Source organism: Streptomyces bauhiniae, assembly GCF_004784475.1.
GTDB classification, from domain to species: Bacteria; Actinomycetota; Actinomycetes; order Streptomycetales; family Streptomycetaceae; genus Streptomyces; species Streptomyces seoulensis.
This window is the reverse complement of sequence record NZ_SRRT01000004.1, coordinates 566,246-588,521: the sequence shown is the minus strand read 5'-3', so window position 1 is coordinate 588,521 and position 22,276 is coordinate 566,246. Positions and strand designations below refer to the sequence as shown.

Here is a 22,276-nt window from a genome sequence, read left to right as displayed (position 1 = left end):
CGTCATGCGCAAGCGCACCAGAATCGCCTCGCTCACCACCGCCTGTCTGCTTTCCCTCACCTCGCTCACCGCCTGCGCCAACGAGGTGGCCAGCCATGGCGGTTCCGGGGGCGGTGGCAAGGGCACCAAGGTCAAGATCATGGTCGGTGGTCTCGACAAGGTCATCTACCTGCCCGCGATGCTCACCCAGCGGCTCGGCTACTTCGACGCCGAGGGCCTCAACGTGGAGCTGCTGACCGAGCCCGCCGGGGCCCAGGCGGAGACCGCGCTCGTCTCCGGCCAGGTCCAGGGCGCCGTCGGCTTCTACGACCACACCCTCGACCTCCAGGTGAAGGGCAAGTCGGTCGAGTCCGTCGTGCAGTTCTCGCACGCCCCCGGCGAGGTGGAGGTGGTGTCCGCGAAGAAGACCGGCGACATCCACTCGCCCGGCGACTTCAAGGGCCGCAAGCTCGGTGTGACCGGGCTCGGTTCGTCGACCGACTTCCTCACCAAGTACCTCGCGGTCAAGCACGGCGTCCAGGTGAACCAGTTCAGCCCGGTCGCCGTGGGAGCCGGGCCGACGTTCATCGCGGCGCTGCAGAAGGGCTCCATCGACGCGGGCATGACCACCGACCCGACCGTCGCCACGATCCTGGCCAAGAAGGCCGGCCGTGTGTTGATCGACATGCGTACGCCCGAGGGTTCGCAGGAGGCGCTCGGCGGACCGTACCCCTCGTCAAGCCTGTACATGAACACGGACTGGGTCAACGGTCACAAGGACACCGTCCAGAAGCTCGTCAACGCGTTCGTCAAGACGCTCACGTGGATGTCCACCCACAGCGCCGACGAGATCGCGGCCAAGATGCCGTCCGACTACTCCCAGGGCGACGAGAAGCTCTACGCGGCCGCCATCAAGAGCACTCTGCCGATGTTCACCAAGGACGGCATCATGCCGGCGCGGGGACCGGAGACCGTTGAGAAGGTGCTCAAGGCATTCAGTCCCAACATCAAGAACGCCGACGTCGACCTCGACAAGACGTACACCACCGAGTTCGCGGAGAAGGCCGCCAAGTAGCCGCTTGCGAGGAGCCGCTCAAAGGGCGCGGGGTGCCTGGTGCCCCCGCGCCTCCTCCGTGCCCGAGGGCACCGGGTCGCCCAGCGCGTCCGGCAGCACCACCGTGAACTCCGCGCCGCCGCCCGCCGCCGCGCCCACCGAGGCCGAGCCGCCCTGGCGTTCGGCCAGGCGCCGCACCAGCGACAGGCCGATGCCGCGCTTGCCGTGCGCGGGCGGCTCCTTGGTGGACCAGCCCTCCGTGAACACCGACTCCCGCTGCTCCTCGGGCACGCCCGGACCGGTGTCCCGTACCCGGAGCACCACGGTGCGGCCCTCGGGGCGCAACTCCGCCTCCACGCGCGCGTGCGGAGTGCCCGCGACCGCGTCGAGCGCGTTGTCCACGAGGTTGCCCAGCACCGTGACCAGGCCGCGCGGGTCGATCAGCCGATCCGGCAGCCAGGTCTCCTCGGACAGCCTGAGGGCCACCCCACGCTCGGCGGCGACGGTCGCCTTGCCCACCAGCAGCGCGGCCAGCAACGGGTCCTCGATCCGCTCCGTGACCTGTTCGGCCGTCGCCCGGTGCTCTCCGACCAGCTCCCCGATGAACTCCGCCGCGTCGTCGTACATCTCCAGCTCCAGCAGCCCGAGCAGGGTGTGCATGCGGTTGGCGTGCTCGTGGTCCTGGGCGCGCAGGGCGTCGATCAGGCCGTGCGTGGAGTCGAGTTCGCGGCCGAGGCGCTCCAGCTCGGTGCGGTCGCGCAGGGTGGCCACCGCGCCGCCGTCCTCGGTGGGCATCCGGTTGGCGACCAGCACGCGCCGCCCGCGCACCGTCAGCAGATCGGTGCCGGTCACCCGGCCGGCCAGTACGTCCGTCGTGCGGCCCGCGCCGAGCGCCTCGTCGGGCGAGCGCCCGACCGCCTCGTCGCCGATGCCGAGCAACCGGCCCGCCTCGTCGTTGAGCAGCCGTATCCGGCCGCCGCGGTCCAGTGCGACCACGCCCTCCCGGATGCCGTGCAGCATCGCCTCGCGCTCCGCGAGCAGCGCCGAGATGTCGGAGAAGGCCAGGTCACGGGTCTGCCGGTGCACCCGCCGGGAGATCAGCCAGGCGGCCAGCGCGCCCACCGCCAACGCGCCCCCGGCGTACGCCAGCAGGCCGGGGATCGCGCCGAGCAGCCCAGCGCGCACGCTGTCGTACGCGATGCCCACCGAGACCGCCCCGACGATCCGGTGCCCGGCGTCGTACAGCGGCACCTTGCCGCGCGCGGAGCGGCCGAGGGTGCCCCGGTCGATCTCCATCACCTGGCGTCCGGACAGGGCGCGGCTGGGGTCGGTGGAGACGCGGCGGCCTACCTCCCGGGTGGTCGGGTGGGACCAGCGCGTCCCCCGCGCGTCCATCACCACGATGTACTCGGCGTGCGTCGCCCGTCTGATCCGCTCGGCCTCCCGCTGCACCGGCCCGTCGGGGGTGGGCCGGGTGCGCAGGACGCCCTCGGCGATCGCCGGGTCCTGGGCGGTGGTCTGCGCGATGACCAGCGCGCGGCGCATCGCCTCCTGGTCCAGTTGTCCGCTGAGCGGCGCCAGGAAGAGCCCGGTCGCGAGGACCGCGACCCCGGCCGCGATCGTCACCTGGGTGAGCAGGACCTGCGCGAACGCCCGCCGGGGCAGGCCGAGTCGCGGACGGCGGGCCGGGGGAGTGGGAGGCATGCCGAGACGGTACGCGGGATCGTGCGTGCCTCCCAGGGCGGGCGCCTTGTCAGCCCGCCAGGGCCGCCGTGTGCAGCGCCCTGATGCCGACGACGTCCATCCGCGCGGGGGTGCCCAGGACGTCCACCCCGCAGCTCTCCGGGCGCGGCGGCAGCGCGGCGGTCTGGGCCACGGTCACCCGCCATCCCCGGCCGTCCGTATGGCCGATGGTGACCTCCCAGCGGGGCGCGGCGCCCTCGGTGCGGACGACGTGGAGCGCGTCCGCCGCGTACTCGGCCGTCGCCGTCCGTACGGCCAGCTCGGCGGCCTGGCCGGGGCGGTCCCAGGCCGAGCGGCCGCGGCAGTCATCCAGCAGCACCTGCCCGTCCTGCGCGCGGTGCAGGGCCTCCTTGACCGTGTGCGCCTCCGCGCGGGCGTACGCGTAGCCGTACGGCAGCACGAGCACGGTCGGGGCGAAGCGATGACCACCCAGATGAGTGACCTCCCAGACGCCGGGCACGTCGGACGCGGTCAGTTCGGCGGCCAGCGGGCGGCCCAGCAGGGCGCAGCAGCGGTCGCGCTTGCCGTTGGTGCACACCAGCGCGAGCGGGTCACCGGTCTGGGGGCGCCCGCCGAGCGCCGACACGAAGGAGCGGGGGTCGCCCGCGCCCAGGGCGGCGAAGTCCAGGCCGAGGAGGTGGCGCGGGTCGCGGGTGGTGGTGCCGTACAGCCACACGTTTCCCGGAACTGTGTGGGCCACATACACCTGCCGTACGGGCGGTGTGCCGGGGTCCGCGTGCCGGCCGGGGCGTCTGATCAGCGCCACCCGTACGCCGGTGTCCTTGGCGGCGGCCTCCAGGGCGCGGCCCAGCGCGGGGTCCAGATGGCTCGCGGTCAGCGCTTTCGCGCCCCAGGGGCCCGGCTGTTCCAGCAGCAGCCACGTCGTCGCCGTGGCCGCCGTACCGGAAACGGGCTCGTCGAGGTTCCGGGAGACGGTCGCACACCTACTCACACAGGTGAGCCTAACCTGACTTGCGGGTGGGTACGACTCAGGGTTCGGGCAGTGGTCGTGGGGGTCGCGGGCCCACGTACTGGCCGCTCGGGCGCATGCGCAGCGGGCGTTCGCCGTACTCCTCCAGGGCGTGCGCGATCCAGCCCGCCGTTCTGGCCACGGCGAAGAGGGTCTCGCCCGCCGTGTCGGGCATGCCGTGGGAGGCCGTGAAGACTGCCAGGGCGAGGTCCACGTTGGCGTGCAGCGGGGTGTGCCGCGCCGTGGTGGCGACGATGTCGCGCGCGGCGAGCAGGGCGGGTTCGGCGGTCGGGAGCTGCTCCAGCAGCCCGAACAGCGCCTGGGCGCGCGGGTCCTCGCCGGGGTAGAGCCGGTGGCCCAGGCCGGGGACGCGGCGGCCGGCCCGCAGTTCGGCGGCGATCACGGGGCCCGCGCTGCCCTGGTCGAGGACTTCGAGCAGCAGCCGGTGGGCCAGCCCGCTGGCTGAGCCGTGCAGTGGGCCTTCCAGGGCGCCGAGCCCGGCCGACACCGCCGCGTATGCGTGCGCGCGCGCCGAGGCGGCGACCCGGACGGCGAGGGTGGAGGCGGCCAGGTCGTGGTCGGCGAGCAGACCGAGCGCGGTGTCCAGCACCCGTACCGAGGCGTCGTCGGCGGGGCGGCCGGTCAGCCTGTGCCACAGGCGGTGGGCCAGGGGGCCGTCGTCGGGGTGGTCGCGCCGGGCCGGGGGGAGGGCGCCGACGAGCGTGGGGATGAGCACGCGTGCCGCGCCGAGTACGGACTCCTCGGACAGGTCGAAGCGCAGCGGGTCCTCGGCTGACGCGGCGATGGCCGCCGCGCGCAGCCGGTCGGTGGGGGAGGCGTGCGCGGGCAGGGCGTTGACGGCGCGACGGGCGGCGTCAACGGTTGAGTCCGGCGCGGTGAAGGAGGCGCCGGGGACGAGCCGGCCGGTCCACAGCCACTCCGCGACCTCCTCGAACGAGTGGCGCGCGGCCAGCTCCGTGGCATCCACCCCACGGAAGTAGTACCGGTCCTCCTCGATCAACGTGATGCCGGTCCGTACGGACAGGTCGACGCCGGAGGCCGAAGTCGTGGCCGCCTCCCGCCTGTTGCGCTGGGCCAGGGCCGTCACCTCCTGGGCGTCGAAGGTGCTGGCGCGGCTGCCGGGCTCGCGTCTGCTGCTGAGCAGGCCCCGGCTCACGTAGGCGTAGACCGTCTCCGGCTTCACGCCGAGGAATTCGGCGGTCTCCTTGGTGGTCAGCCGCCCTTCGGGCCGGCCCGGGGCGAGTTCGTGAGCGCGCATGAGGGTCACCGTAGCCCTCTCTGGACAGGTGGATGGGCAATGTTGATTCAATCAATATTGACAGCGATCTGGTCAAGCATGGACAGTCGGATCAAGTTCAGGGAGGAACATCATGTCCAGCAACAGGACCGCACCCCTCGTCCAGGTACCGCGGGGACTCGCCGGCGTCGTCGTCACCGACACCGAGATCGGCGATGTCCGGGGAGCCGAGGGCTTCTACCACTACCGCCAGTACTCCGCCGTCGAACTCGCGCGCACCCGCGGCTTCGAGGACGTCTGGCACCTCCTGGTCCACGGCGACCTCCCCGACCCCGAGCAGCGGACCGCCTTCACCGCCGAGGTCGCCGGACTGCGGCACCTGCCCGACGAGGTCCGCGAGGCGCTCCCCGCCGTCGCCGCCGCCAGCCGCGTCGCCGGTCCGCTCGCCGGACTCCGTACGGCCCTGTCCCTGCTCGGCGCGGCCCGCGGCTTCCGGCCCGTGTACGACATCGACGCAGGCCGGCGCCGCGCGGACACCCTCGCCGCGTGCGCGGCCGTACCGACGTTGTTGACGGCTCTGTACCGGCTCGGGCAGGGACTTGAGCCGGTCGAGCCCCGCGTTGATCTGTCGTACGCCGCCAACTACCTGTACATGTTGACCGGCGAAGAACCGCAGGCTCGACAGGCCCGTGCGGTCGAGCAATACCTGATCTCCACCATTGACCACGGATTCAACGCGTCAACCTTCACCGCCCGCGTCATCGCCTCCACCGGCGCCGACGTGGCCGCCTGCCTGGTCGGCGCCCTCGGCGCGCTCTCCGGCCCTCTCCACGGCGGAGCCCCCAGCCGCGCCCTCGACACCCTCGACGCGATCGGCACCCCCGACCGGATCGACCCCTGGGTCCGCGAACGCGTCCTCGCCGGTGACCGGATCATGGGCTTCGGCCACGCCGTCTACCGGACCGAGGACCCCCGCTCCCGCATGCTCCGCGAGATCGCCCTCGGCTTCGGCGGCCCGCGCGTCGACTTCGCCGTGGAGGTCGAGCGGCACGTCGAGGCGATCCTCGCCGAACTCAAGCCGGGCCGTGAACTGCACACCAACGTCGAGTTCTACGCCGGAGTGGTCATGGAACTGTGCGGTCTGCCCAGGGAGATGTTCACGCCCACCTTCGCCGCCGGACGCGTCGTCGGCTGGAGCGCCAACATCCTGGAGCAGGCGGCCGACCCGAAGATCATCCGCCCGGTGGCCCGCTACGTCGGCCCCGAGGCGCCCGTGCCCGTCCCGGCGCCGGCCCCGGTGCCCGCCGGTATCTGAGGCCCCGCCGCTGAGCCCCCCTCGCTAAGACCCCTCTGGTGCCGCCGCAGCCCACCGCACCCTTCGTATCCTGGTCGGACAGTCCGTCCACCGGGCGCCGCACGCCCGGTGCGGCGCCCGGCGAGAAGTGTGGGAAGGGTGCCACCCGTTGGCGAACAGCCGTAGTGCGCAGATTCCGGTCGTCGTGCTGGCCGGGTTCCTGGGGTCCGGGAAGACGACGTTGCTCAACCATCTGCTGCACCGCAGCGGGGGCAGCCGGATCGGGGCCGTCGTCAACGACTTCGGGTCGATCGAGATCGACGCGATGGCCGTCGCCGGGGCGCTCGGGGACTCCACCGTGTCACTCGGCAACGGCTGCCTGTGCTGCGCGGTCGACGCGAGCGAGCTGGACACCTATCTGGCCCGGCTCGCCGCCCCGGCCGCCGGGATCGACGTGATCGTCATCGAGGCCAGCGGGCTCGCCGAGCCGCAGGAGCTGGTGCGGATGGTGCTGGCCAGCGAGCAGCCGGAGATCAGGTACGGCGGGCTCGTCGAGGTGGTCGACGCCGCCGAGTTCGACGACACCCGCGCCCGGCACCCCGAGATCGACCGGCACCTCGCCCTCGCCGACCTGGTCGTGGTCAACAAGCTCGACCGGGCACCCGACGCCGACCGCGTCCTCGGCCTGGTCCACGGACTCACCGAGGGCGCCGTACTCCCCGCCACCTACGGCCGCGTCGACCCGGAATTCCTCTTCGACTGCCGCCCCAGCGAGGAGCGCGTCGGCCAGCTCTCCTTCGACGACCTGCACAGCCACGACGGCCACGCCGAGCCCGACGGCCACGGCGAGCACGACGCCCACCCCGCCCACCTGCACTCCGCCTACGACACCCTGTCCTTCACCTCGGACACCCCCATGGACCCCCGCGCCCTGATGCGCTTCCTGGACAGCCGCCCCGAGGGCCTGTACCGGATCAAGGGCTACGTCGACTTCGGCGCCCACGACCCCGCCAACCGCTACGCCGTACACGCCGTCGGCCGCTTCCTGCGCTTCCTGCCCGAGCCCTGGCCGCCCGGCGCGGACCGCCTCACCCAGCTCGTCCTGATCGGCACCGGCATCGACGCGGATGCCCTCGGCAAGGAACTGGACGCCTGCCGAGGCGGCGCGGAAGAGACCGACGAGCAGGCCATGTGGGGCGTACTCCGCTACGTGCCGGGCTCCGAGGACGAGCCCGGCACCCCGTAAAACCCGGCACACCGCAGCGGAGCGCCCCGCTAGACCACCGGCCCCGCCACCACCGAGACCGTCTTCGGCAACGACGTCCCCGACCCGTCCCGCCGCGGGTCCACCTCCGGCAGCTCCACCGGCAGCCCCGTCTTCTGCGCCGCCCGCGCCGGAGCGGGACCCGCCCAGGCCAGCGCGAGGCAGTCCTCGCCCTTCAGGAACCGCTGGCAGCGCACACCACCGGTCGCCCGCCCCTTGCGCGGGAACTGGTCGAACGGGGTCAGCTTGGCCGTCGTCTGCACCGAGTCGTCCAGCGTGCCCCGCGAGCCCGCCACCGTGAACACCACCGCGTCGACGGCCGGGTCGACCGCCGTGAACGAGATCACCTTCGCGCCCTCGGTGAGCTTGATGCCCGCCACACCACCCGCCGCGCGGCCCTGCTGGCGCACCTGGGCCGCCTGGTAGCGCAGGAGTTGGGCGTCGTCGGAGATGAAGACGAGGTCCTCCTCGCCGGTGCGCAGCTCCACCGCGCCGACGATCCGGTCGCCCTCCCGAAGGGTGATGACCTCCAACTCGTCCTTGTTGGACGGGTAGTCGGGCAACACCCGCTTGACCACGCCCTGTTCGGTACCGATCGCGAGGCCCGGCGAGGTCTCGTCCAGCGTGGTCAGGCAGACCACGCTCTCGTCGCCCTCCAGGGACACGAACTCGGCCAGCGGCGCCCCTCCGGAGAGGTTCGGCGCGCTCGCGGTGTCCGGCAACTGGGGCAGGTCGACCACATTGATCCGCAACAGGCGCCCGCTGGACGTCACCGCCCCGATCTCACCCCGCGCGGTCGCCGGCACCGAGGAGACAATCACATCGTGCTTGACGCGGCCGCCCTCCTGGGTGAGCGGCTCCGCGCCGGTCGTACGCGCCAGCAGCGCGGTCGAGGACAGCAGCACCCGGCACGGGTCGTCGGCCACCTGAAGCGGCACCGTGGCCACCTGGGAGGCGGCCGACTCCAGCAGGACCGTACGCCGGTCGGAGCCGAACTTCTTGGCCACGGCGGCCAGTTCGCCCGAGACCAGCTTGCGCAGCTCCGCGTCCGACTCCAGGATGCGGGTCAGCTCCTCGATCTCCTGGTTGAGCCGGTCCTTCTCCGCCTCCAGCTCGATCCGGTCGTACTTGGTGAGGCGGCGCAGCGGCGTGTCGAGGATGTACTGGGTCTGGATGTCACTCAGGCCGTAGCGCTCCATCAGGCGCTCCTTGGCCTGCGCGGAGTTCTCGCTGGACCGGATGACCCGGATGACCTCGTCGATGTCGACGAGCGCGGTCAGCAGGCCCTCGACCAGGTGCAGCCGGTCGCGGCGCTTGGTGCGGCGGAACTCGCTGCGCCGGCGCACGACCTCGAAGCGGTGGTCGAGATAGACCTCCAGCAGCTCCTTCAGGCCCAGCGTGAGCGGCTGGCCGTCCACCAGCGCCACGTTGTTGATGCCGAAGGACTCCTCCATGGGGGTCAGCTTGTAGAGCTGCTCCAGGATCGCCTCCGGCACGAAGCCGTTCTTGATCTCGATGACCAGGCGCAGGCCGTGCTCGCGGTCGGTGAGGTCCTTGACGTCCGCGATGCCCTGGACCTTCTTCGCGTTGACCAGGTCCTTGATCTTCGCGATGACCTTCTCCGGGCCGACCGCGAAGGGCAGTTCGGTGACGACCAGGCCCTTGCGGCGGGCGGTGACCGCCTCGATGGCGACCGTCGCCCGCATCTTGAAGGAGCCGCGGCCGTTGGCGTACGCGTCCCGGATGCCGTCCAGGCCGACGATCCGGCCGCCGGTGGGCAGGTCGGGGCCGGGGACGTGCCGCATCAGGGCGTCCAGGTCCGCGTTCGGGTGCTTGATCAGGTGGCGGGCGGCCGCGATGACCTCGCGCAGGTTGTGCGGCGGCATGTTCGTCGCCATGCCGACCGCGATGCCGGAGGAGCCGTTGACCAGCAGGTTCGGGAAGGCGGCGGGGAGCGCGACCGGCTCCTGCTCCTGGCCGTCGTAGTTCGGCGCGAAGTCGACCGTGTCCTCGTCGATCGACTCCGTCATCAGGCTCGCCGCGGCGGCCATCCGGCACTCGGTGTACCGCATGGCGGCCGGCGGGTCGTCGTTGCCCAGGGAGCCGAAGTTGCCGTGTCCGTCGACCAGCGGGACGCGCATCGAGAAGGGCTGCGCCATGCGCACCAGCGCGTCGTAGATCGACGCGTCGCCGTGCGGGTGCAGCTTGCCCATGACCTCGCCGACCACGCGCGCGCACTTCACGTAGGCGCGCTCGGGGCGCAGGCCCATCTCGTTCATCTGGTAGACGATGCGGCGGTGCACCGGCTTCAGACCGTCCCGGGCGTCCGGCAGAGCACGCGAGTAGATGACCGAGTACGCGTATTCGAGGTAGGAGCCGCGCATCTCGTCCACGACGTCGATGTCGAGGATCTTCTCCTCGTACGAGTCGTCGGGCGGCGGGGTCTTGGTGCTGCGGCGGGCCATCGCTGCCGGCTCCTTGCTGAAGGCGTGGGACGGATCGGACGCGGACCATTGTGGACCGGGGCACTGACAACGCGGGCCGCGACCCGGTCCGTACGGGTCCGACCCGGTGCTCGGCGGCCCGGCGCTCCACCGCCGTACGCCGGCCGGGAGCGCGCTCGCCATGAGCACGCCTGACGCAGGCTAGTCGATCCGCTGTGGGCGTACGTCGGGCGGGAACTCCGCCGGGCCCTCGCACGCTTTGCATACAGTGGCAGGAACGGCAGGAAAACCGCGGTTTCACTCCACCGCCACCGCTTGCGAAGGGACGTACATGCCCATGGGTCACACGACCACCGCCCAGGCAGGCTCCGGGGGCCTGACAGCGACCGAGCACCGCCTGGCCAACGGTCTGCGCGTGGTGCTCTCCGAGGACCACCTGACCCCGGTCGCGGCGGTCTGCCTCTGGTACGACGTCGGCTCCCGCCACGAGGTCGCGGGCCGCACCGGCCTCGCGCACCTCTTCGAGCACCTGATGTTCCAGGGTTCCGGCCAGGTCAAGGGCAACGGCCACTTCGAGCTGGTCCAGGGCGCCGGCGGCTCGCTCAACGGCACCACGAGCTTCGAACGCACCAACTACTTCGAGACGATGCCCGCCCACCAGCTCGAACTCGCCCTGTGGCTCGAGGCCGACCGCATGGGCTCCCTGCTGGCCGCGCTGGACGACGAGTCGATGGAGAACCAGCGCGACGTCGTCAAGAACGAGCGCCGCCAGCGCTACGACAACGTCCCCTACGGCACCGCCTTCGAGAAGCTGACCGCGATGGTCTACCCCGAGGGCCACCCCTACCACCACACCCCGATCGGCTCCATGGCCGACTTGGACGCGGCCACGCTGGAGGACGCCCGCGCGTTCTTCCGTACCTACTACGCGCCCAACAACGCGGTCCTCTCCGTGGTCGGCGACATCGACCCCGAGCAGACGCTGGCCTGGATCGAGAAGTACTTCGGCTCCATCCCCGGCCACGACGGCAAGCCCGCCCCGCGCGACGGCTCGCTGCCCGAGGTCATCGGGGACGAGCTGCGCGAGGTCGTCGTCGAGGAGGTCCCGGCGCGCGCCCTGATGGCCGCCTACCGGCTCCCGGAGGACGGCACGCGCGCGTCCGACGCGGCCGACCTCGCCCTCACCGTCCTCGGCGGCGGCGAGTCCTCCCGCCTCTACAACCGCCTGGTGCGCCGCGACCGTACGGCCGTCGCCGCCGGGTTCGGGCTGCTGCGGCTGGCCGGCGCGCCCTCGCTGGGCTGGCTGGACGTGAAGACCTCGGGCGACGTCGAGGTCCCGGTCATCGAGGCCGCGATCGACGAGGAGCTGGCCCGCTTCGCTCAGGAGGGCCCGACCCCGGAGGAGATGGAGCGCGCCCAGGCCCAGTTGGAGCGCGAGTGGCTGGACCGGCTCGGCACCGTCGCGGGCCGCGCCGACGAACTGTGCCGGTACGCCGTCCTGTTCGGCGACCCGCAGCTCGCCCTGACGGCCGTCCAGCGCGTCCTGGAAGTGACCCCCGAAGAGGTCCGCGAGGTCGCGGCGGCCCGCCTGCGCCCGGACAACCGCGCCGTGCTCGTCTACGAGCCGAAGTCCCCGGAGGCGGTCGAGGACACCGGCCTGCCCGACGACCCGGAGCACGAGGCCACCGTAGAGGCCGGCAACGACGACGAGGAGACGGCCAAGTGACCGAGCTCGCCCCCATGGAGTTCCACCCCCAGCCGCAGGCCGGCGAGGCCAAGCCGTGGGCGTTCCCGGCGCCCGGGCGCTCCACGCTGGACAACGGCCTGACCGTGCTGCGCTGCGACCGCCCCGGCCAGCAGGTCGTCGCCGTCGAGGTACTGCTCGACGCTCCCCTGGACGCCGAGCCGGCCGGTCTCGACGGCGTCGCCACGATCATGGCGCGCGCCTTCTCCGAGGGCACCGACAAGGACTCCGCCGAGGAGTTCGCCGCCGAGCTGGAGCGGGCCGGCGCCACGCTGGACGCGCACGCCGACCACCCCGGCGTCCGGCTCAGCCTGGAGGTGCCCGCCTCCCGCCTGGAGAAGGGCCTCACCCTGCTCGCGGACGCCCTGCGCGCCCCCGCCTTCGCCGAGAGCGAGGTCGAGCGCCTGGTCCGCAACCGCCTGGACGAGATCCCGCACGAGCTGGCCAGCCCGGCCCGGCGCGCCGCGAAGGAGCTGTCCAAGGAGCTGTTCCCGGCCTCCGCGCGCATGTCCCGGCCGCGCCAGGGCACCGAGGAGACCGTCGAGAAGATCGACGCGGGCGCCGTCCGCGCCTTCTACGACCGCCATGTCCGCCCCGCCACCGCCACCGCGGTGGTCGTCGGCGACCTGGACGGCATCGACCTCGACGCGCTGCTCGCCGAGACCCTGGGCGCCTGGACCGGCACGCCCGGCCAGGCCCGCCCGGTGCCGCCGGTGACCGCCGACGACACCGGCCGCGTGGTCATCGTCGACCGGCCCGGCGCCGTGCAGACCCAGCTCCTCATCGGCCGCATCGGCTCCGACCGGCACGACCGCGTATGGCCCGCCCAGGTGCTCGGCACGTACTGCCTCGGCGGCACCCTCACCTCCCGCCTGGACCGCGTCCTGCGCGAGGAGAAGGGCTACACCTACGGCGTGCGCTCCTTCGGCCAGGTGCTGCGCTCCGCCCCCGACGGCACCGGCGCCTCGCTGCTCGCCATCAGCGGCTCCGTGGACACCCCGAACACCGGCCCCGCGCTCGCGGACCTGTGGACGGTGCTGCACACGCTGGCCGCCGAGGGCCTGACCGACGCCGAGCGGGACGTGGCCGTGCAGAACCTCGTCGGCGTGGCCCCGCTGAAGTACGAGACGGCCGCCGCCGTCGCCGGCACCCTCGCGGACCAGGTCGAGCAGCACCTGCCGGACGACTTCCAGGCGGAGCTGTACCGCACGCTCGCGGCCACCGGCACCGTGGAGGCCACGGCCGCCGTGGTGAACGCCTTCCCGGCCGACCGGCTGGTCACGGTCCTGGTGGGCGACGCCGCCCAGATCAAGGAGCCCGTCGAGGCGCTCGGCATCGGCGAGGTGAAGGTGGTCTCGGCCGAGTAGCCGAGTAGCCGTACGCGCGTGGGCCCTGATGACACACAAGTCGTCAGGGCCCACACGCGTGTTCGGGAGCGTCCTCGAACAGCGGTCACCAAATGTCCGGATTGGGGCGGAGGTTACCCCCTCGGGCGTGTGGGATGCGCTACAAAAGTCCGGACCCGTTTGAAGATCCGCTCCCGCCCCCTTTAGCTTCTTCCGGGCTGTTCGTCAGGCAGTGCGCCGCGCCCGCGGCACCGGACAGCCATCGCCGAGTCCCCTTAGGGGGAGCCGGGGACCCACGCAGTCCCTTGGGGTGAATCGGGCGCCCGCGCGTCAAGCGAGGGCGGCCGTAGGAGACCTTCCTGCTCCGAACCCGTCAGCTAACCCGGTAGGCGAGAGGGAAGGAAAGGAACAGCCTGCTCATGGCGTTCATGTGCGCCACCGGGAAGCACCGCAAGCCCGGCCGGGTCAAGCGCACCACCGCTGCGGCGGCCGGTGTGGCGGCTCTCACCACCGGTGTCGTCGGCACCCTCGCGGCCTCCCCGGCGCTCGCCGCGGACAACTCCGTCGAGAACACCGGCCTCACCCCCGTCATCGCCGTCAGCGACACCCTCGCCGACGAGATCGCCGCGCAGGCCACCGCCCAGAAGGCGACCGCCGAGCGCAAGGCCGCCGAGGAGGCCGCCGAGCGCGCCGCCGCCGAGCGGGCCCGCGAGGCCAAGGAGCGCGCCGCCCGCAAGGCCGAGCGCGAGCGCCTCAACTCCTTCGTCATGCCGATCACCGGCTCCTACGTCTCCACCGCCTACCAGTCCTCCAGCTCCCTGTGGTCGTCCGGTTCGCACACCGGCATCGACTTCCACGCCGCCAGCGGCACCGCGGTCCACGCGGCCGGCGCCGGCACCGTGGTCTCCACCGGCTGGGGCGGCGCGTACGGCAACGAGATCGTGATCAGGATGGCCGACGGCATGTACACCCAGTACGGCCACCTGTCCTCCATCGGCGTCAGCGTGGGCCAGCGGGTCATTCCGGGCCAGCAGATCGCCCTGTCCGGCGCCACCGGCAACGTCACCGGCCCGCATCTGCACTTCGAGGCCCGTACCGGCCCCGACTACGGGTCCGACATCGACCCCGTCGCCTACCTCCGCAAGCACGGCGTGAACGTCTGACCCTCCGGTCCCGTGAAAGCCCCGGCCCACCCGGCCGGGGCTTTTCGCTGCGCTTTCCTCCGCGCGCTGTCCAAAAAATAGCCATGGATTCCGGTACGCCATCGGAAAAGCTCGCGCATTGCCATAGAGTCACGGAACAAGCGCTGTCGTCGGCGTTTCACGGGCATTAAGGCGGAGGTGGGTCATGCGTATTCCGGCGCACTCGGTGTGCACGGCGATCCGGGACGACATCGTCGCCGGAATCCACGAGCGCGGCGGCCGGCTGACCGAGGAGGTACTCGCCCGCCGCTACGGCGTCTCCCGCGTCCCCGTCCGCGAGGCGCTGCGCACGCTGGAGGCCGAGGGCTTCGTGGTGACCCGGCGCCACGCGGGCGCCTGCGTGGCCGAGCCCACCGAGCAGGAGGCCGCCGACCTGCTGGAGATGCGCCTGCTGCTGGAGCCGCTCGGTGCCGCGCGGGCCGCCCAGCGGCGCACCGAGGCTCATCTGAAGGTGCTGCGCGGCCTGGTCAGACTGGGTCAGGAGCGGGCCAGGCTCGGCAACAGCGACGACCTGCGCGCACTGGACGGCTGGTTCCACGAGACGCTCGCCCAGGCGTGCGGCAGCCACGCGCTGACCTCGGCGCTCACCCAGCTCCGGCACAAGATCGCCTGGATGTACAGCGTGGACGGCCCGGCCAGCCCGCCGGAGACCTGGGCGGAGCACGGCGCGATCGTGGACGCGGTGGCGCGCGGCGACGGCGAGCGCGCGCGGGCGGTCACGGCGCTGCACACCGAGCGCGCGACCCTCGCCCACCGGCTGCGCACCCCCGCCGGCGACCGCGCCCGGCGCGCGCAACATGCTGTAAACACAGCGGGACTCCGGAATTAACACGGGCGCTGTATACAAAGAGGGATATTCGCGTGCCGGGCAATTGTGCTGCCCTTTTCCGGCGTGCCGTCAATTGCCGACGGTGCGCTTTTCCGCGTGCCTTGATATCCGGCCGGGTAAACGCGGAAGCCGCGCCACCCCTAAGGGGCGACGCGGCTTCCGGGGGAGAAAGAATCAGACCGTCTCGGGCAGCTCGTCCAGGCCCTCGGCGACCAGCTTGGCCAGCCGGTCCAGCGCGGCCTCCGCGCCGTCGGCGTCGGAGGCCAGGGTGATCTCCTCGCCACCCTGGGCGCCCAGGCCCAGGACGGCCAGCATCGAGCCCGCGTTGACCGGGGTGCCGCCGGACTTGGCGATCGTGACCGGGACGCCGGTGGCCGTGGCGGCTCGGACGAAGATGGAAGCGGGGCGGGCGTGGAGGCCCTCGGCCCAGCCGACGTTGACGCGGCGCTCAGCCATGTGATGCTGCCCTTCAGTCTCTCAGGTTGTCTAGACCAGTTTCCCACATGGGGAAACGCGCACTGCCTCGCGCCCTACGCCCGCGCGAGCCGTACGCTGGGCCCCATGCAGACCCCGGCGGACCGGCAGGACCGGCACGAGTACCCCGCCCACTGGGAGGCGGACGTGGTGCTGCGCGACGGCGGTACCGCGCGCATCCGGCCCATCACCGCCGACGACGCCGACCGTCTCGTCAGCTTCTACGAGCAGGTGTCCGACGAGTCGAAGTACTACCGCTTCTTCGCGCCGTACCCGCGGCTCTCCGCCAAGGACGTGCACCGCTTCACGCACCACGACTTCGTGGACCGGGTGGGGCTCGCCGCCACCGTCGGCGGCGAGTTCATCGCCACCGTACGCTACGACCGCATCGGCGCCGACGGCATGGCGGCCTCCGCCCCGGCCGACGAGGCCGAGGTCGCCTTCCTGGTGCAGGACGCCCATCAGGGCCGGGGGGTCGCCTCCGCGCTGCTGGAGCACATCGCGGCCGTCGCCCGTGAGCGCGGCATCCGGCGCTTTGCCGCCGAGGTGCTGCCGGCCAACACCAAGATGATCAAGGTGTTCACCGACGCCGGGTACACCCAGAAGCGCAGCTTCGAGGACGGCGTGGTCCGGCTGGAGTTCGGGCTCGAACCCACCGACCGCTCGATGGCCGTGCAGCTCGCGCGGGAGCAGCGGGCCGAGGCCCACTCGGTGCGGCGGCTGCTCGCCCCCGGCTCCGTGGCCGTCATCGGCGTGGGTCGCGCGTCCGGCGGGGTCGGGCGCAGCGTGCTCGGCAACATCAAGGACGCGGGGTACGCGGGCCCGCTGTACGCGGTCAACAACGCCTTCCCGGACGGCTGTCACGAGGTGGACGGGGTGCCCGCGTACCGCTCGGTCCGGGAGATCGAGGGCCCGGTGGACGTGGCCGTGGTCGCCGTACCGGCCGACGTGGTGCCCGCGGTGGTCGCCGAGTGCGGGGAACACGGGGTGCAGGGGCTGGTCGTGCTGTCCGCCGGGTACGCCGAGAGCGGGCCCGAGGGGCGGGAGCGGCAGCGGGCGCTGGTCCGGCAGGCGCGGGCCTACGGCATGCGGATCATCGGCCCCAACGCCTTCGGCGTCATCAACACCGCCGAGGAGGTACGGCTCAACGCCTCCCTCGCGCCCGAGATGCCCCGGCCGGGCCGGATCGGGATGTTCGCCCAGTCCGGCGCCATCGGCATAGCCCTCCTCTCCCGGCTGCACCGGCGCGGGGGAGGGGTCACCGGGGTGACGGGCGTCTCCACCTTCGTCTCCTCCGGCAACCGCGCCGACGTCTCCGGCAACGACCTCCTCCAGTACTGGTTCGACGACCCCGACACCGATGTCGTCCTCATGTACCTGGAGTCCATCGGCAACCCCCGCAAGTTCACCCGGCTCGCCCGGCGCACCGCCGCCGCCAAGCCGCTCGTCGTGGTGCAGGGCGCGGGCTCCGCGCCGCAGGGGCACGCGGTACGGGCCACCCGGCTGCCGCACGCCACCGTGTCCGCGCTGCTGCGGCAGGCCGGGGTGATCCGGGTCGACACCATCACCGAACTGGTCGACGCCGGGCTGCTGCTGGCCCGCCAGCCGCTGCCCGCCGGGCCGCGCGTCACCATCCTCGGCAACTCCGAGTCCCTCGGCATCCTCACCTACGACCGCTGCCTCGCGGAGGGGCTGCGGCCCTCCCGCCCGCTGGACCTGACCACGGGTGCCACCGCCGCCGACTTCCACCGGGCGCTCGCCCACGCCCTCGCGGACGACACCTGCGACGCCGTCGTGGTCACCGCCATCCCCGCCATCGGGGAGGGCTCGCCGGGCGACGCCGAGCTGGCGGAGGCGCTGCGCTCGGCGGCCGCCGCGGTGCCGGGCAAGCCGGTGCTGGTCGTGCACGTCGAGCTGGGCGGTCTGGCCGAGGCGCTGTCCGCCGCCACCAGCACCGCCCCGAAGGCGGGCGCGCCGGTGCTGCCTCCCGTGCCGGTGCCGGACGGTGCCGCCGAGGAGGACGGCCCCCGGCTGATCCCGGCCTACCCCGCCGCCGAACGCGCGGTGCGCGCGCTGGCCGAGGCCGTCCGGTACGGGCAGTGGCGCCGGGAGGCCGCCGACCCCGGCAAGGTGCCGGAGTACGACGACATCGACGAGCGCAAGGCCGCCGAGATCATCGCCGGGCTGCTGGAACGCGGCGAGGGGTTCGCCGTCGGCCCCGAGGACACCCGCGAGCTGCTCGCCACCTACGGCATCCACGTCCGGCCCGCGCTGCCCGCGCCCACTCCGGACGCCGCCGCGTCCGCCGCCCGCTGTCTCGGCTACCCGGTCGTCCTCAAGGCCACCGCGCCCCACCTGCGGCACCGCGCCGACCTCGGCGGGGTCCGGCTCGACCTCGCGGACGAGGAGCAACTGCGGCGCGCGTACGGCGAGTTGACCGACCTGTTCGGCCCGCCGGAGCAACTGCGCCCGGTGGTACAGGCCATGGCCCCCCGAGGCGTGGACACCGTCGTACGGGCGGTCATCGACCCGGCGGCCGGTGCCGTGCTGTCCTTCGGGCTGGCCGGGGCCGCCTCCCAGCTCCTGGACGACATGGCACACCGCCTGGTCCCCGTCACCGACCGCGACGCCACCTCCCTCATCCGCTCCATCCGCACCGCCCCCCTCCTCTTCGGCTGGCGCGGCTCCGCCCCCGTCGACACCCCCGCCCTCGAAGAACTCCTCCTCCGCGTCTCCCGCCTGGTCGACGACCACCCCGAAGTGGTCGCCATCACCCTGGAACCCGTCGTAGTAGCCCCACACGGCATCACCGTCCTGGACGCCACCATCCGCCTCGCACCCCCACCGGCCCGCAACGACCTGGGCCCGCGCACACTGCCGACGTACTGAGGGGGAGCTCGATGGAGATCGCCGGCCGGGCGCTGCCCGAGGGGAGCTGGTGGGACTGGGAGGTGCTCGGCTGGGACGCCGGGCGGCTGCGGCTCGCCGCCGGGCACGACCTCACCTATCACCACGGGCTGGAGGTGCACTTCCTCTCTCCGGCCCTGGTGTCCTGCCCGTTCGCCTTCCAGGACCCCGTCTTCCGGCCGCCGACGGCCGAGGAGCGGGCCCGGCTGGCGCGGTCGCTCGGCGAGGACCCGCCGGTGATCGTGGCCTTCGAGGCCGACGGCGGCGGCAGCGAACCGGTCACCTGCCTCATCGCCGCCGAGGGCGTCGAGATACGGCCGGGACCGGTCCGGCGAGCGGTGCCGGGTCGTCCCGACTGGCCCGGAGTGCACCTGGTCACGGATTAGGATGGACGCCATGGCCAAGACCAGTACGACGACCCAGGGGCTTCGCGCGGCGATCGAGCGCAGCGGCTACTACCCGGCCCTCGTGGCCGAGGCGGTGGAGGCCGCTGTCGGCGGCGAGGCCGTCCGGTCGTACCTGGTCCACCAGGAGACCACGTTCGACCAGAACGAGGTCCGCCGCCATGTCACCGTCCTCGTCCTGACCGCCAACCGCTTCCTCGTCAGCCACACCGACGAGCAGGCCGCCGACGGCACCTCCCCGACGCCGTACGCCACCACGTCCACCGAGTCCGTGAAGATCGGCCGGATCTCCTCCGTCGTGGTCAGCCGGGTGGTGGCCAACCCCGAGCAGTACACGCCGGGCACCCTGCCCCGCGAGGTCGTCCTCACCATCGGCTGGGGCGCGGTCAGCCGCCTCGACCTGGAGCCCGCCGCCTGCGGCGACCCGAACTGCGAGGCCGACCACGGCTACACCGGCAGCTCCACCGCCGACGACCTCAGCCTGCGGGTGAGCGAGGCCGGGGACGGCCCGGAGACCGTGCGCCAGGCGCTCGCCTTCGCGCAGGCCATCTCCGAGGCGACCGCGGACGTCACCCGCTGATGTCCCAGCCCTCTCCCTGGGACGCCCTGGAACCCCTCGCCCTGTCCTCCGCCCCGCTGCCCGAGTACGGCCACGGCTCCCTCGCCGACCTGCTGCCCACCCTCGCGGCCGGCCTCGGCGTCCCCGGCATGACCCCGGCGATCACCGAGCTGACCCCCGCCGACCGGGTCTGCGTCTTCCTGGTCGACGGCCTCGGCTGGGAGCTGCTGCGCGCCCACCCCGACGAGGCGCCGTTCCTCAACTCCCTGCTCGGCAGCTCGCGCGGCGGCACCGGCCGACCCCTCACCGCCGGGTACCCCGCGACCACGGCGACCTCACTGGGCTCCGTCGGCACCGGTCTGCCGCCCGGCGCGCACGGCCTGCCCGGCTACACCGTGCGCGACCCGGACACCGGCGGGCTGATGAACCAGCTCCGCTGGCAGCCCTGGACCCCGCCGCACGCCTGGCAGCCGTACCCCACCGTGTTCGAGCTGGCCGACCGCGCCGGGGTGCACGCCGCCCAGGTGTCGTCCCCGCACTTCCAGAACACCCCGCTGACCAAGGTCGCGCTCAGCGGCGGCACCTTCGTCGGCAGCCTCGCCGGCGAGGAGCGCATGGACCTCGCGGCCCAGCAGCTCGCCGCCGGCGACCGCTCGCTGGTCTACACGTACTACGCCGAACTCGACGGCGCCGGCCACCGCTACGGCATCGGCTCCGACACCTGGCGCGGCCAGCTCATGTACGTCGACCGGCTCGCCCAGCGCCTGGCCGAACAGCTCCCCCCGCGCAGCGCGCTCTACGTCACCGCCGACCACGGCATGGTCGACATCCCCTTCGACGAGGAGCACCGCATCGACTTCGACGAGGACTGGGAGCTGCGCGCCGGCGTCTCCCTCCTCGGCGGCGAGGGCCGCGCCCGCCACGTGTACGCGGTGCCCGGCGCGGCGAACGACGTGCTGACCTGCTGGCGCGAGGTCCTCGGCGACCGCTTCTGGATCGCCTCCCGCGACGAGGCGGTCCAGGCCGGCTGGTTCGGCCCGCACGTGGACGAGCGGGTGTACCCGAGGATCGGTGACGTGGTCGCCGCCGCCTGTGACGACGTACTGATCACCGCCTCCGAGCGCGAGCCCAAGGAGTCGCTGATGGTCGGCAACCACGGCTCGATGACCCCCGCCGAGCAGCTCGTCCCCCTCCTCGAAGTCCGTTCCTGACCCCCACCTCCCACTCGCCGAAAGGTGCTCAACCCCTCATGTCCGAGCTGGTGTTCTTCTCCGGAACGATGGACTGCGGGAAGTCGACCCTGGCTCTGCAGATCGAGCACAACCGCTCGGCGCGAGGACTCCAGGGCCTGATCTTCACGCGGGACGACCGCGCCGGCGAGGGCAAGCTGTCCTCCCGCCTCGGCCTGGTCACCGACGCGGTCGAGGCGATGCCGGGCATGGACCTGTACGGCCATGTCGTCGCCCTGATGTCACGCGGCGGCAGGGTCGACTACGTGATCGTGGACGAGGCCCAGTTCCTCGGCCCCGAGCAGATCGACCAGCTCGCCCGCGTGGTGGACGACCTGGACCTCGACGTCTTCGCCTTCGGCATCACCACCGACTTCCGCACCAAGCTCTTCCCCGGCTCCCAGCGCCTGATCGAACTCGCCGACCGGATAGAGACGCTCCAGGTCGAGGCGATGTGCTGGTGCGGCGCCCGCGCCACGCACAACGCCCGCACGGTCGGCGGCGAGATGGTCGTGGAGGGCGAGCAGGTGGTGGTCGGCGACGTCAACCGCCCCGCCACCGCCATCGGTTACGAGGTCCTGTGCCGCCGCCACCACCGCCGCCGGATGACCGCCGCCGGAGCCCAGGCCGGCGCTCTGTCCCCCGACGTCCTGCCGGTGACCTCGGGCTGACGTAGTTTCGGAAGGCAGCCCCTACCCGCGCGGCCGGGGCACCGTCCCCACCCTGCGCGCCACGCCGAACCGGGCCCCCTGCGGGTCCGCCACCGTCGCGACTCTGCCGTACGGGCCGTCGTGCGCCGGTTCCAGCAGCCGGCCGCCGAGGTCCAGCACCTGGCGGACCGTGGCGTCGGTGTCCGCCACCTCGAAGTGCGGCAGCCAGTGCGCGCCCAGGGCGCGGGGGAGACCGTGGCCCATCCCGCGCAGGGCCACCACCGGACGGCCGCCGCTGCGCAGGGTGATGTGGTCCGGGGCCGACGGCGGCTCCGCCTCGTAGCCGAACACCCGCGCGTAGAACGTCGTCACGCGCACCGCCGACACCGTCCGCAGCTCGGTCCACGCGGGCAGGCCCGGTCCGCGAGCGCCCTTCGGGGCGGGGTGGGCCCAGGCGGTGCAGAAGCCGAAGACCGCGCCGGAGGGGTCGGCGGCGATGGCGACCCGGCCGTTCTCCCCCGCGTCCAGCGGGCCCACCGCCACCGTGCCGCCCGACAGCCGCACCCGCTCGGCGGTGAGATCGACGTCGTCCGAGGCGAGATAGGGCGTCCAGGCGGCCGACAGCCCGGCGTCCGCGGGGAGTTGATTGATGACGGCCACCTCCCGGCCACCCAGCGACGCCCGCACCGGGCGGCCGAGCGGCCCGGCCCGGAACTCCCAGCCGAACACGGCCCCGTAGAACTCCTCGGCGGCGTCCGCCGCCCGCGTCATCAGGCTCACCCAGCACGGCGTGCCGGGCGCGTGCGGCGCTCGTGGGCCGGCCGACTCCGGTGCCTCGGTCATCGCTCACTCTCTCTCCGGCCCCTCATGGGGGCCGCGTCGCATCCGCTCCCCGCGGGCCCGAGCCGCCACCGGTACGTGGCGAC

Annotated in this window: 18 protein-coding genes and 1 riboswitch; of the genes, 12 read left to right on the top strand and 6 right to left on the bottom strand. The window is 72.9% G+C overall.

Annotation, left to right across the window (positions count from 1 at the left end; genetic code table 11):
- Window positions 1-4 precede the first annotated feature (4 nt).
- Complete coding sequence (locus E5083_RS16510; RefSeq protein WP_135786451.1) at window positions 5-1,054, top strand: ABC transporter substrate-binding protein; 1,050 nt, start codon at window positions 5-7, stop codon at window positions 1,052-1,054.
- A gap of 18 nt (window positions 1,055-1,072) precedes the next feature.
- On the opposite strand, the gene E5083_RS16505 is transcribed toward E5083_RS16510, so the two are convergent.
- Genes E5083_RS16505 through E5083_RS16495 form a run of 3 tightly spaced genes read right to left on the bottom strand, consistent with a single transcriptional unit; the run spans window position 1,073 to window position 5,025 of the window.
- Window positions 1,073-2,737, bottom strand: coding sequence for an ATP-binding protein (locus tag E5083_RS16505; RefSeq protein WP_135786450.1), 1,665 nt, complete (start codon window positions 2,735-2,737; stop codon window positions 1,073-1,075).
- 49 nt (window positions 2,738-2,786) lie between these two features.
- Window positions 2,787-3,728 (bottom strand): sucrase ferredoxin, encoded by a 942-nt coding sequence (locus E5083_RS16500; RefSeq protein ID WP_135786449.1) that lies wholly within the window; start codon window positions 3,726-3,728, stop codon window positions 2,787-2,789.
- Between the two features lie 37 nt (window positions 3,729-3,765).
- On the bottom strand, window positions 3,766-5,025 hold the full coding sequence (locus E5083_RS16495; protein WP_135786448.1) for a citrate synthase: 1,260 nt from the start codon (window positions 5,023-5,025) through the stop codon (window positions 3,766-3,768).
- Window positions 5,026-5,137: 112 nt separating this feature from the next.
- Here E5083_RS16495 and E5083_RS16490 point away from each other — a divergent pair, with 112 nt between their 5' ends.
- Both E5083_RS16490 and E5083_RS16485 read left to right on the top strand, forming a co-directional pair.
- The gene (locus E5083_RS16490) at window positions 5,138-6,319 is read left to right on the top strand and encodes a citrate synthase/methylcitrate synthase (RefSeq protein WP_135786447.1); all 1,182 of its coding nucleotides are present in this window, start codon (window positions 5,138-5,140) and stop codon (window positions 6,317-6,319) included.
- 148 nt (window positions 6,320-6,467) lie between these two features.
- Window positions 6,468-7,544 carry a CobW family GTP-binding protein gene (locus tag E5083_RS16485; RefSeq protein ID WP_135786446.1) on the top strand — a complete coding sequence of 359 codons (1,077 nt, stop codon included), beginning with the start codon at window positions 6,468-6,470 and terminating at the stop codon, window positions 7,542-7,544.
- A gap of 29 nt (window positions 7,545-7,573) precedes the next feature.
- Here the strand turns inward: E5083_RS16485 and E5083_RS16480 are convergent, their stop codons facing one another.
- A complete protein-coding gene (locus E5083_RS16480; protein ID WP_135786445.1) occupies window positions 7,574-10,027 on the bottom strand; it encodes a DNA gyrase/topoisomerase IV subunit A in 2,454 nt (817 codons plus the stop codon).
- 310 nt (window positions 10,028-10,337) lie between these two features.
- Here E5083_RS16480 and E5083_RS16475 point away from each other — a divergent pair, with 310 nt between their 5' ends.
- The 4 genes from E5083_RS16475 (at window position 10,338) to E5083_RS16460 (ending at window position 15,127) form a co-directional block, all read left to right on the top strand.
- Window positions 10,338-11,732, top strand: coding sequence for a M16 family metallopeptidase (locus tag E5083_RS16475; RefSeq protein WP_135786444.1), 1,395 nt, complete (start codon window positions 10,338-10,340; stop codon window positions 11,730-11,732).
- A complete protein-coding gene (locus E5083_RS16470) occupies window positions 11,729-13,117 on the top strand; it encodes a M16 family metallopeptidase (RefSeq protein WP_135786443.1) in 1,389 nt (462 codons plus the stop codon). The genes E5083_RS16475 and E5083_RS16470 overlap by 4 nt, the downstream gene beginning before the upstream one ends.
- Window positions 13,118-13,349: 232 nt before the next feature.
- A riboswitch (cyclic di-AMP (ydaO/yuaA leader) is annotated at window positions 13,350-13,503 on the top strand.
- A gap of 12 nt (window positions 13,504-13,515) precedes the next feature.
- Window positions 13,516-14,259, top strand: coding sequence for a M23 family metallopeptidase (locus tag E5083_RS16465; protein WP_135786442.1), 744 nt, complete (start codon window positions 13,516-13,518; stop codon window positions 14,257-14,259).
- 184 nt (window positions 14,260-14,443) lie between these two features.
- The gene (locus tag E5083_RS16460; protein WP_135786441.1) at window positions 14,444-15,127 is read left to right on the top strand and encodes a GntR family transcriptional regulator; all 684 of its coding nucleotides are present in this window, start codon (window positions 14,444-14,446) and stop codon (window positions 15,125-15,127) included.
- A gap of 174 nt (window positions 15,128-15,301) precedes the next feature.
- On the opposite strand, the gene E5083_RS16455 is transcribed toward E5083_RS16460, so the two are convergent.
- On the bottom strand, window positions 15,302-15,583 hold the full coding sequence (locus tag E5083_RS16455) for an HPr family phosphocarrier protein (RefSeq protein WP_135786440.1): 282 nt from the start codon (window positions 15,581-15,583) through the stop codon (window positions 15,302-15,304).
- Window positions 15,584-15,688: 105 nt separating this feature from the next.
- Here E5083_RS16455 and E5083_RS16450 point away from each other — a divergent pair, with 105 nt between their 5' ends.
- The 5 genes from E5083_RS16450 to E5083_RS16430 are packed head-to-tail and all read left to right on the top strand — an operon-like array spanning window position 15,689 to window position 21,371.
- Entirely contained in the window at window positions 15,689-18,490 is a 2,802-nt protein-coding gene (locus tag E5083_RS16450) for a bifunctional acetate--CoA ligase family protein/GNAT family N-acetyltransferase (protein ID WP_208754061.1), read from the top strand.
- Between the two features lie 11 nt (window positions 18,491-18,501).
- Entirely contained in the window at window positions 18,502-18,894 is a 393-nt protein-coding gene (locus E5083_RS16445) for a hypothetical protein (RefSeq protein ID WP_135786439.1), read from the top strand.
- Window positions 18,895-18,904: 10 nt separating this feature from the next.
- Window positions 18,905-19,492 carry a DUF5998 family protein gene (locus E5083_RS16440; RefSeq protein WP_208754060.1) on the top strand — a complete coding sequence of 196 codons (588 nt, stop codon included), beginning with the start codon at window positions 18,905-18,907 and terminating at the stop codon, window positions 19,490-19,492.
- Entirely contained in the window at window positions 19,492-20,682 is a 1,191-nt protein-coding gene (locus tag E5083_RS16435) for an alkaline phosphatase family protein (RefSeq protein ID WP_135786437.1), read from the top strand. The genes E5083_RS16440 and E5083_RS16435 overlap by 1 nt, the downstream gene beginning before the upstream one ends.
- Window positions 20,683-20,720: 38 nt before the next feature.
- Window positions 20,721-21,371: a thymidine kinase gene (locus E5083_RS16430; protein WP_135786436.1), complete on the top strand. Its 651-nt coding sequence runs from the start codon at window positions 20,721-20,723 to the stop codon at window positions 21,369-21,371.
- Between the two features lie 21 nt (window positions 21,372-21,392).
- Here E5083_RS16430 and E5083_RS16425 read toward each other — a convergent pair whose 3' ends face one another.
- Window positions 21,393-22,193, bottom strand: coding sequence for a VOC family protein (locus tag E5083_RS16425; protein ID WP_135786435.1), 801 nt, complete (start codon window positions 22,191-22,193; stop codon window positions 21,393-21,395).
- Window positions 22,194-22,276 lie beyond the last annotated feature (83 nt).

What these genes read in the sequence shown, in the direction of transcription:
- E5083_RS16510 (WP_135786451.1), top strand. Translation starts at nt 5, where the DNA reads ATGCGCAAGCGCACCAGAATCGCCTCGCTCACCACCGCCTGTCTGCTT.
- E5083_RS16490 (WP_135786447.1), top strand. Translation starts at nt 5,138, where the DNA reads ATGTCCAGCAACAGGACCGCACCCCTCGTCCAGGTACCGCGGGGACTC.
- E5083_RS16475 (WP_135786444.1), top strand. Translation starts at nt 10,338, where the DNA reads ATGCCCATGGGTCACACGACCACCGCCCAGGCAGGCTCCGGGGGCCTG.
- E5083_RS16455 (WP_135786440.1), bottom strand. Translation starts at nt 15,583, where the DNA reads ATGGCTGAGCGCCGCGTCAACGTCGGCTGGGCCGAGGGCCTCCACGCC.
- E5083_RS16435 (WP_135786437.1), top strand. Translation starts at nt 19,492, where the DNA reads ATGTCCCAGCCCTCTCCCTGGGACGCCCTGGAACCCCTCGCCCTGTCC.
- E5083_RS16460 (WP_135786441.1), top strand. Translation starts at nt 14,444, where the DNA reads ATGCGTATTCCGGCGCACTCGGTGTGCACGGCGATCCGGGACGACATC.
- E5083_RS16480 (WP_135786445.1), bottom strand. Translation starts at nt 10,027, where the DNA reads ATGGCCCGCCGCAGCACCAAGACCCCGCCGCCCGACGACTCGTACGAG.
- E5083_RS16440 (WP_208754060.1), top strand. Translation starts at nt 18,905, where the DNA reads ATGGCCAAGACCAGTACGACGACCCAGGGGCTTCGCGCGGCGATCGAG.
- E5083_RS16450 (WP_208754061.1), top strand. Translation starts at nt 15,689, where the DNA reads ATGCAGACCCCGGCGGACCGGCAGGACCGGCACGAGTACCCCGCCCAC.
- E5083_RS16495 (WP_135786448.1), bottom strand. Translation starts at nt 5,025, where the DNA reads ATGCGCGCTCACGAACTCGCCCCGGGCCGGCCCGAAGGGCGGCTGACC.
- E5083_RS16425 (WP_135786435.1), bottom strand. Translation starts at nt 22,193, where the DNA reads ATGACCGAGGCACCGGAGTCGGCCGGCCCACGAGCGCCGCACGCGCCC.
- E5083_RS16505 (WP_135786450.1), bottom strand. Translation starts at nt 2,737, where the DNA reads ATGCCTCCCACTCCCCCGGCCCGCCGTCCGCGACTCGGCCTGCCCCGG.
- E5083_RS16465 (WP_135786442.1), top strand. Translation starts at nt 13,516, where the DNA reads ATGGCGTTCATGTGCGCCACCGGGAAGCACCGCAAGCCCGGCCGGGTC.
- E5083_RS16445 (WP_135786439.1), top strand. Translation starts at nt 18,502, where the DNA reads ATGGAGATCGCCGGCCGGGCGCTGCCCGAGGGGAGCTGGTGGGACTGG.
- E5083_RS16430 (WP_135786436.1), top strand. Translation starts at nt 20,721, where the DNA reads ATGTCCGAGCTGGTGTTCTTCTCCGGAACGATGGACTGCGGGAAGTCG.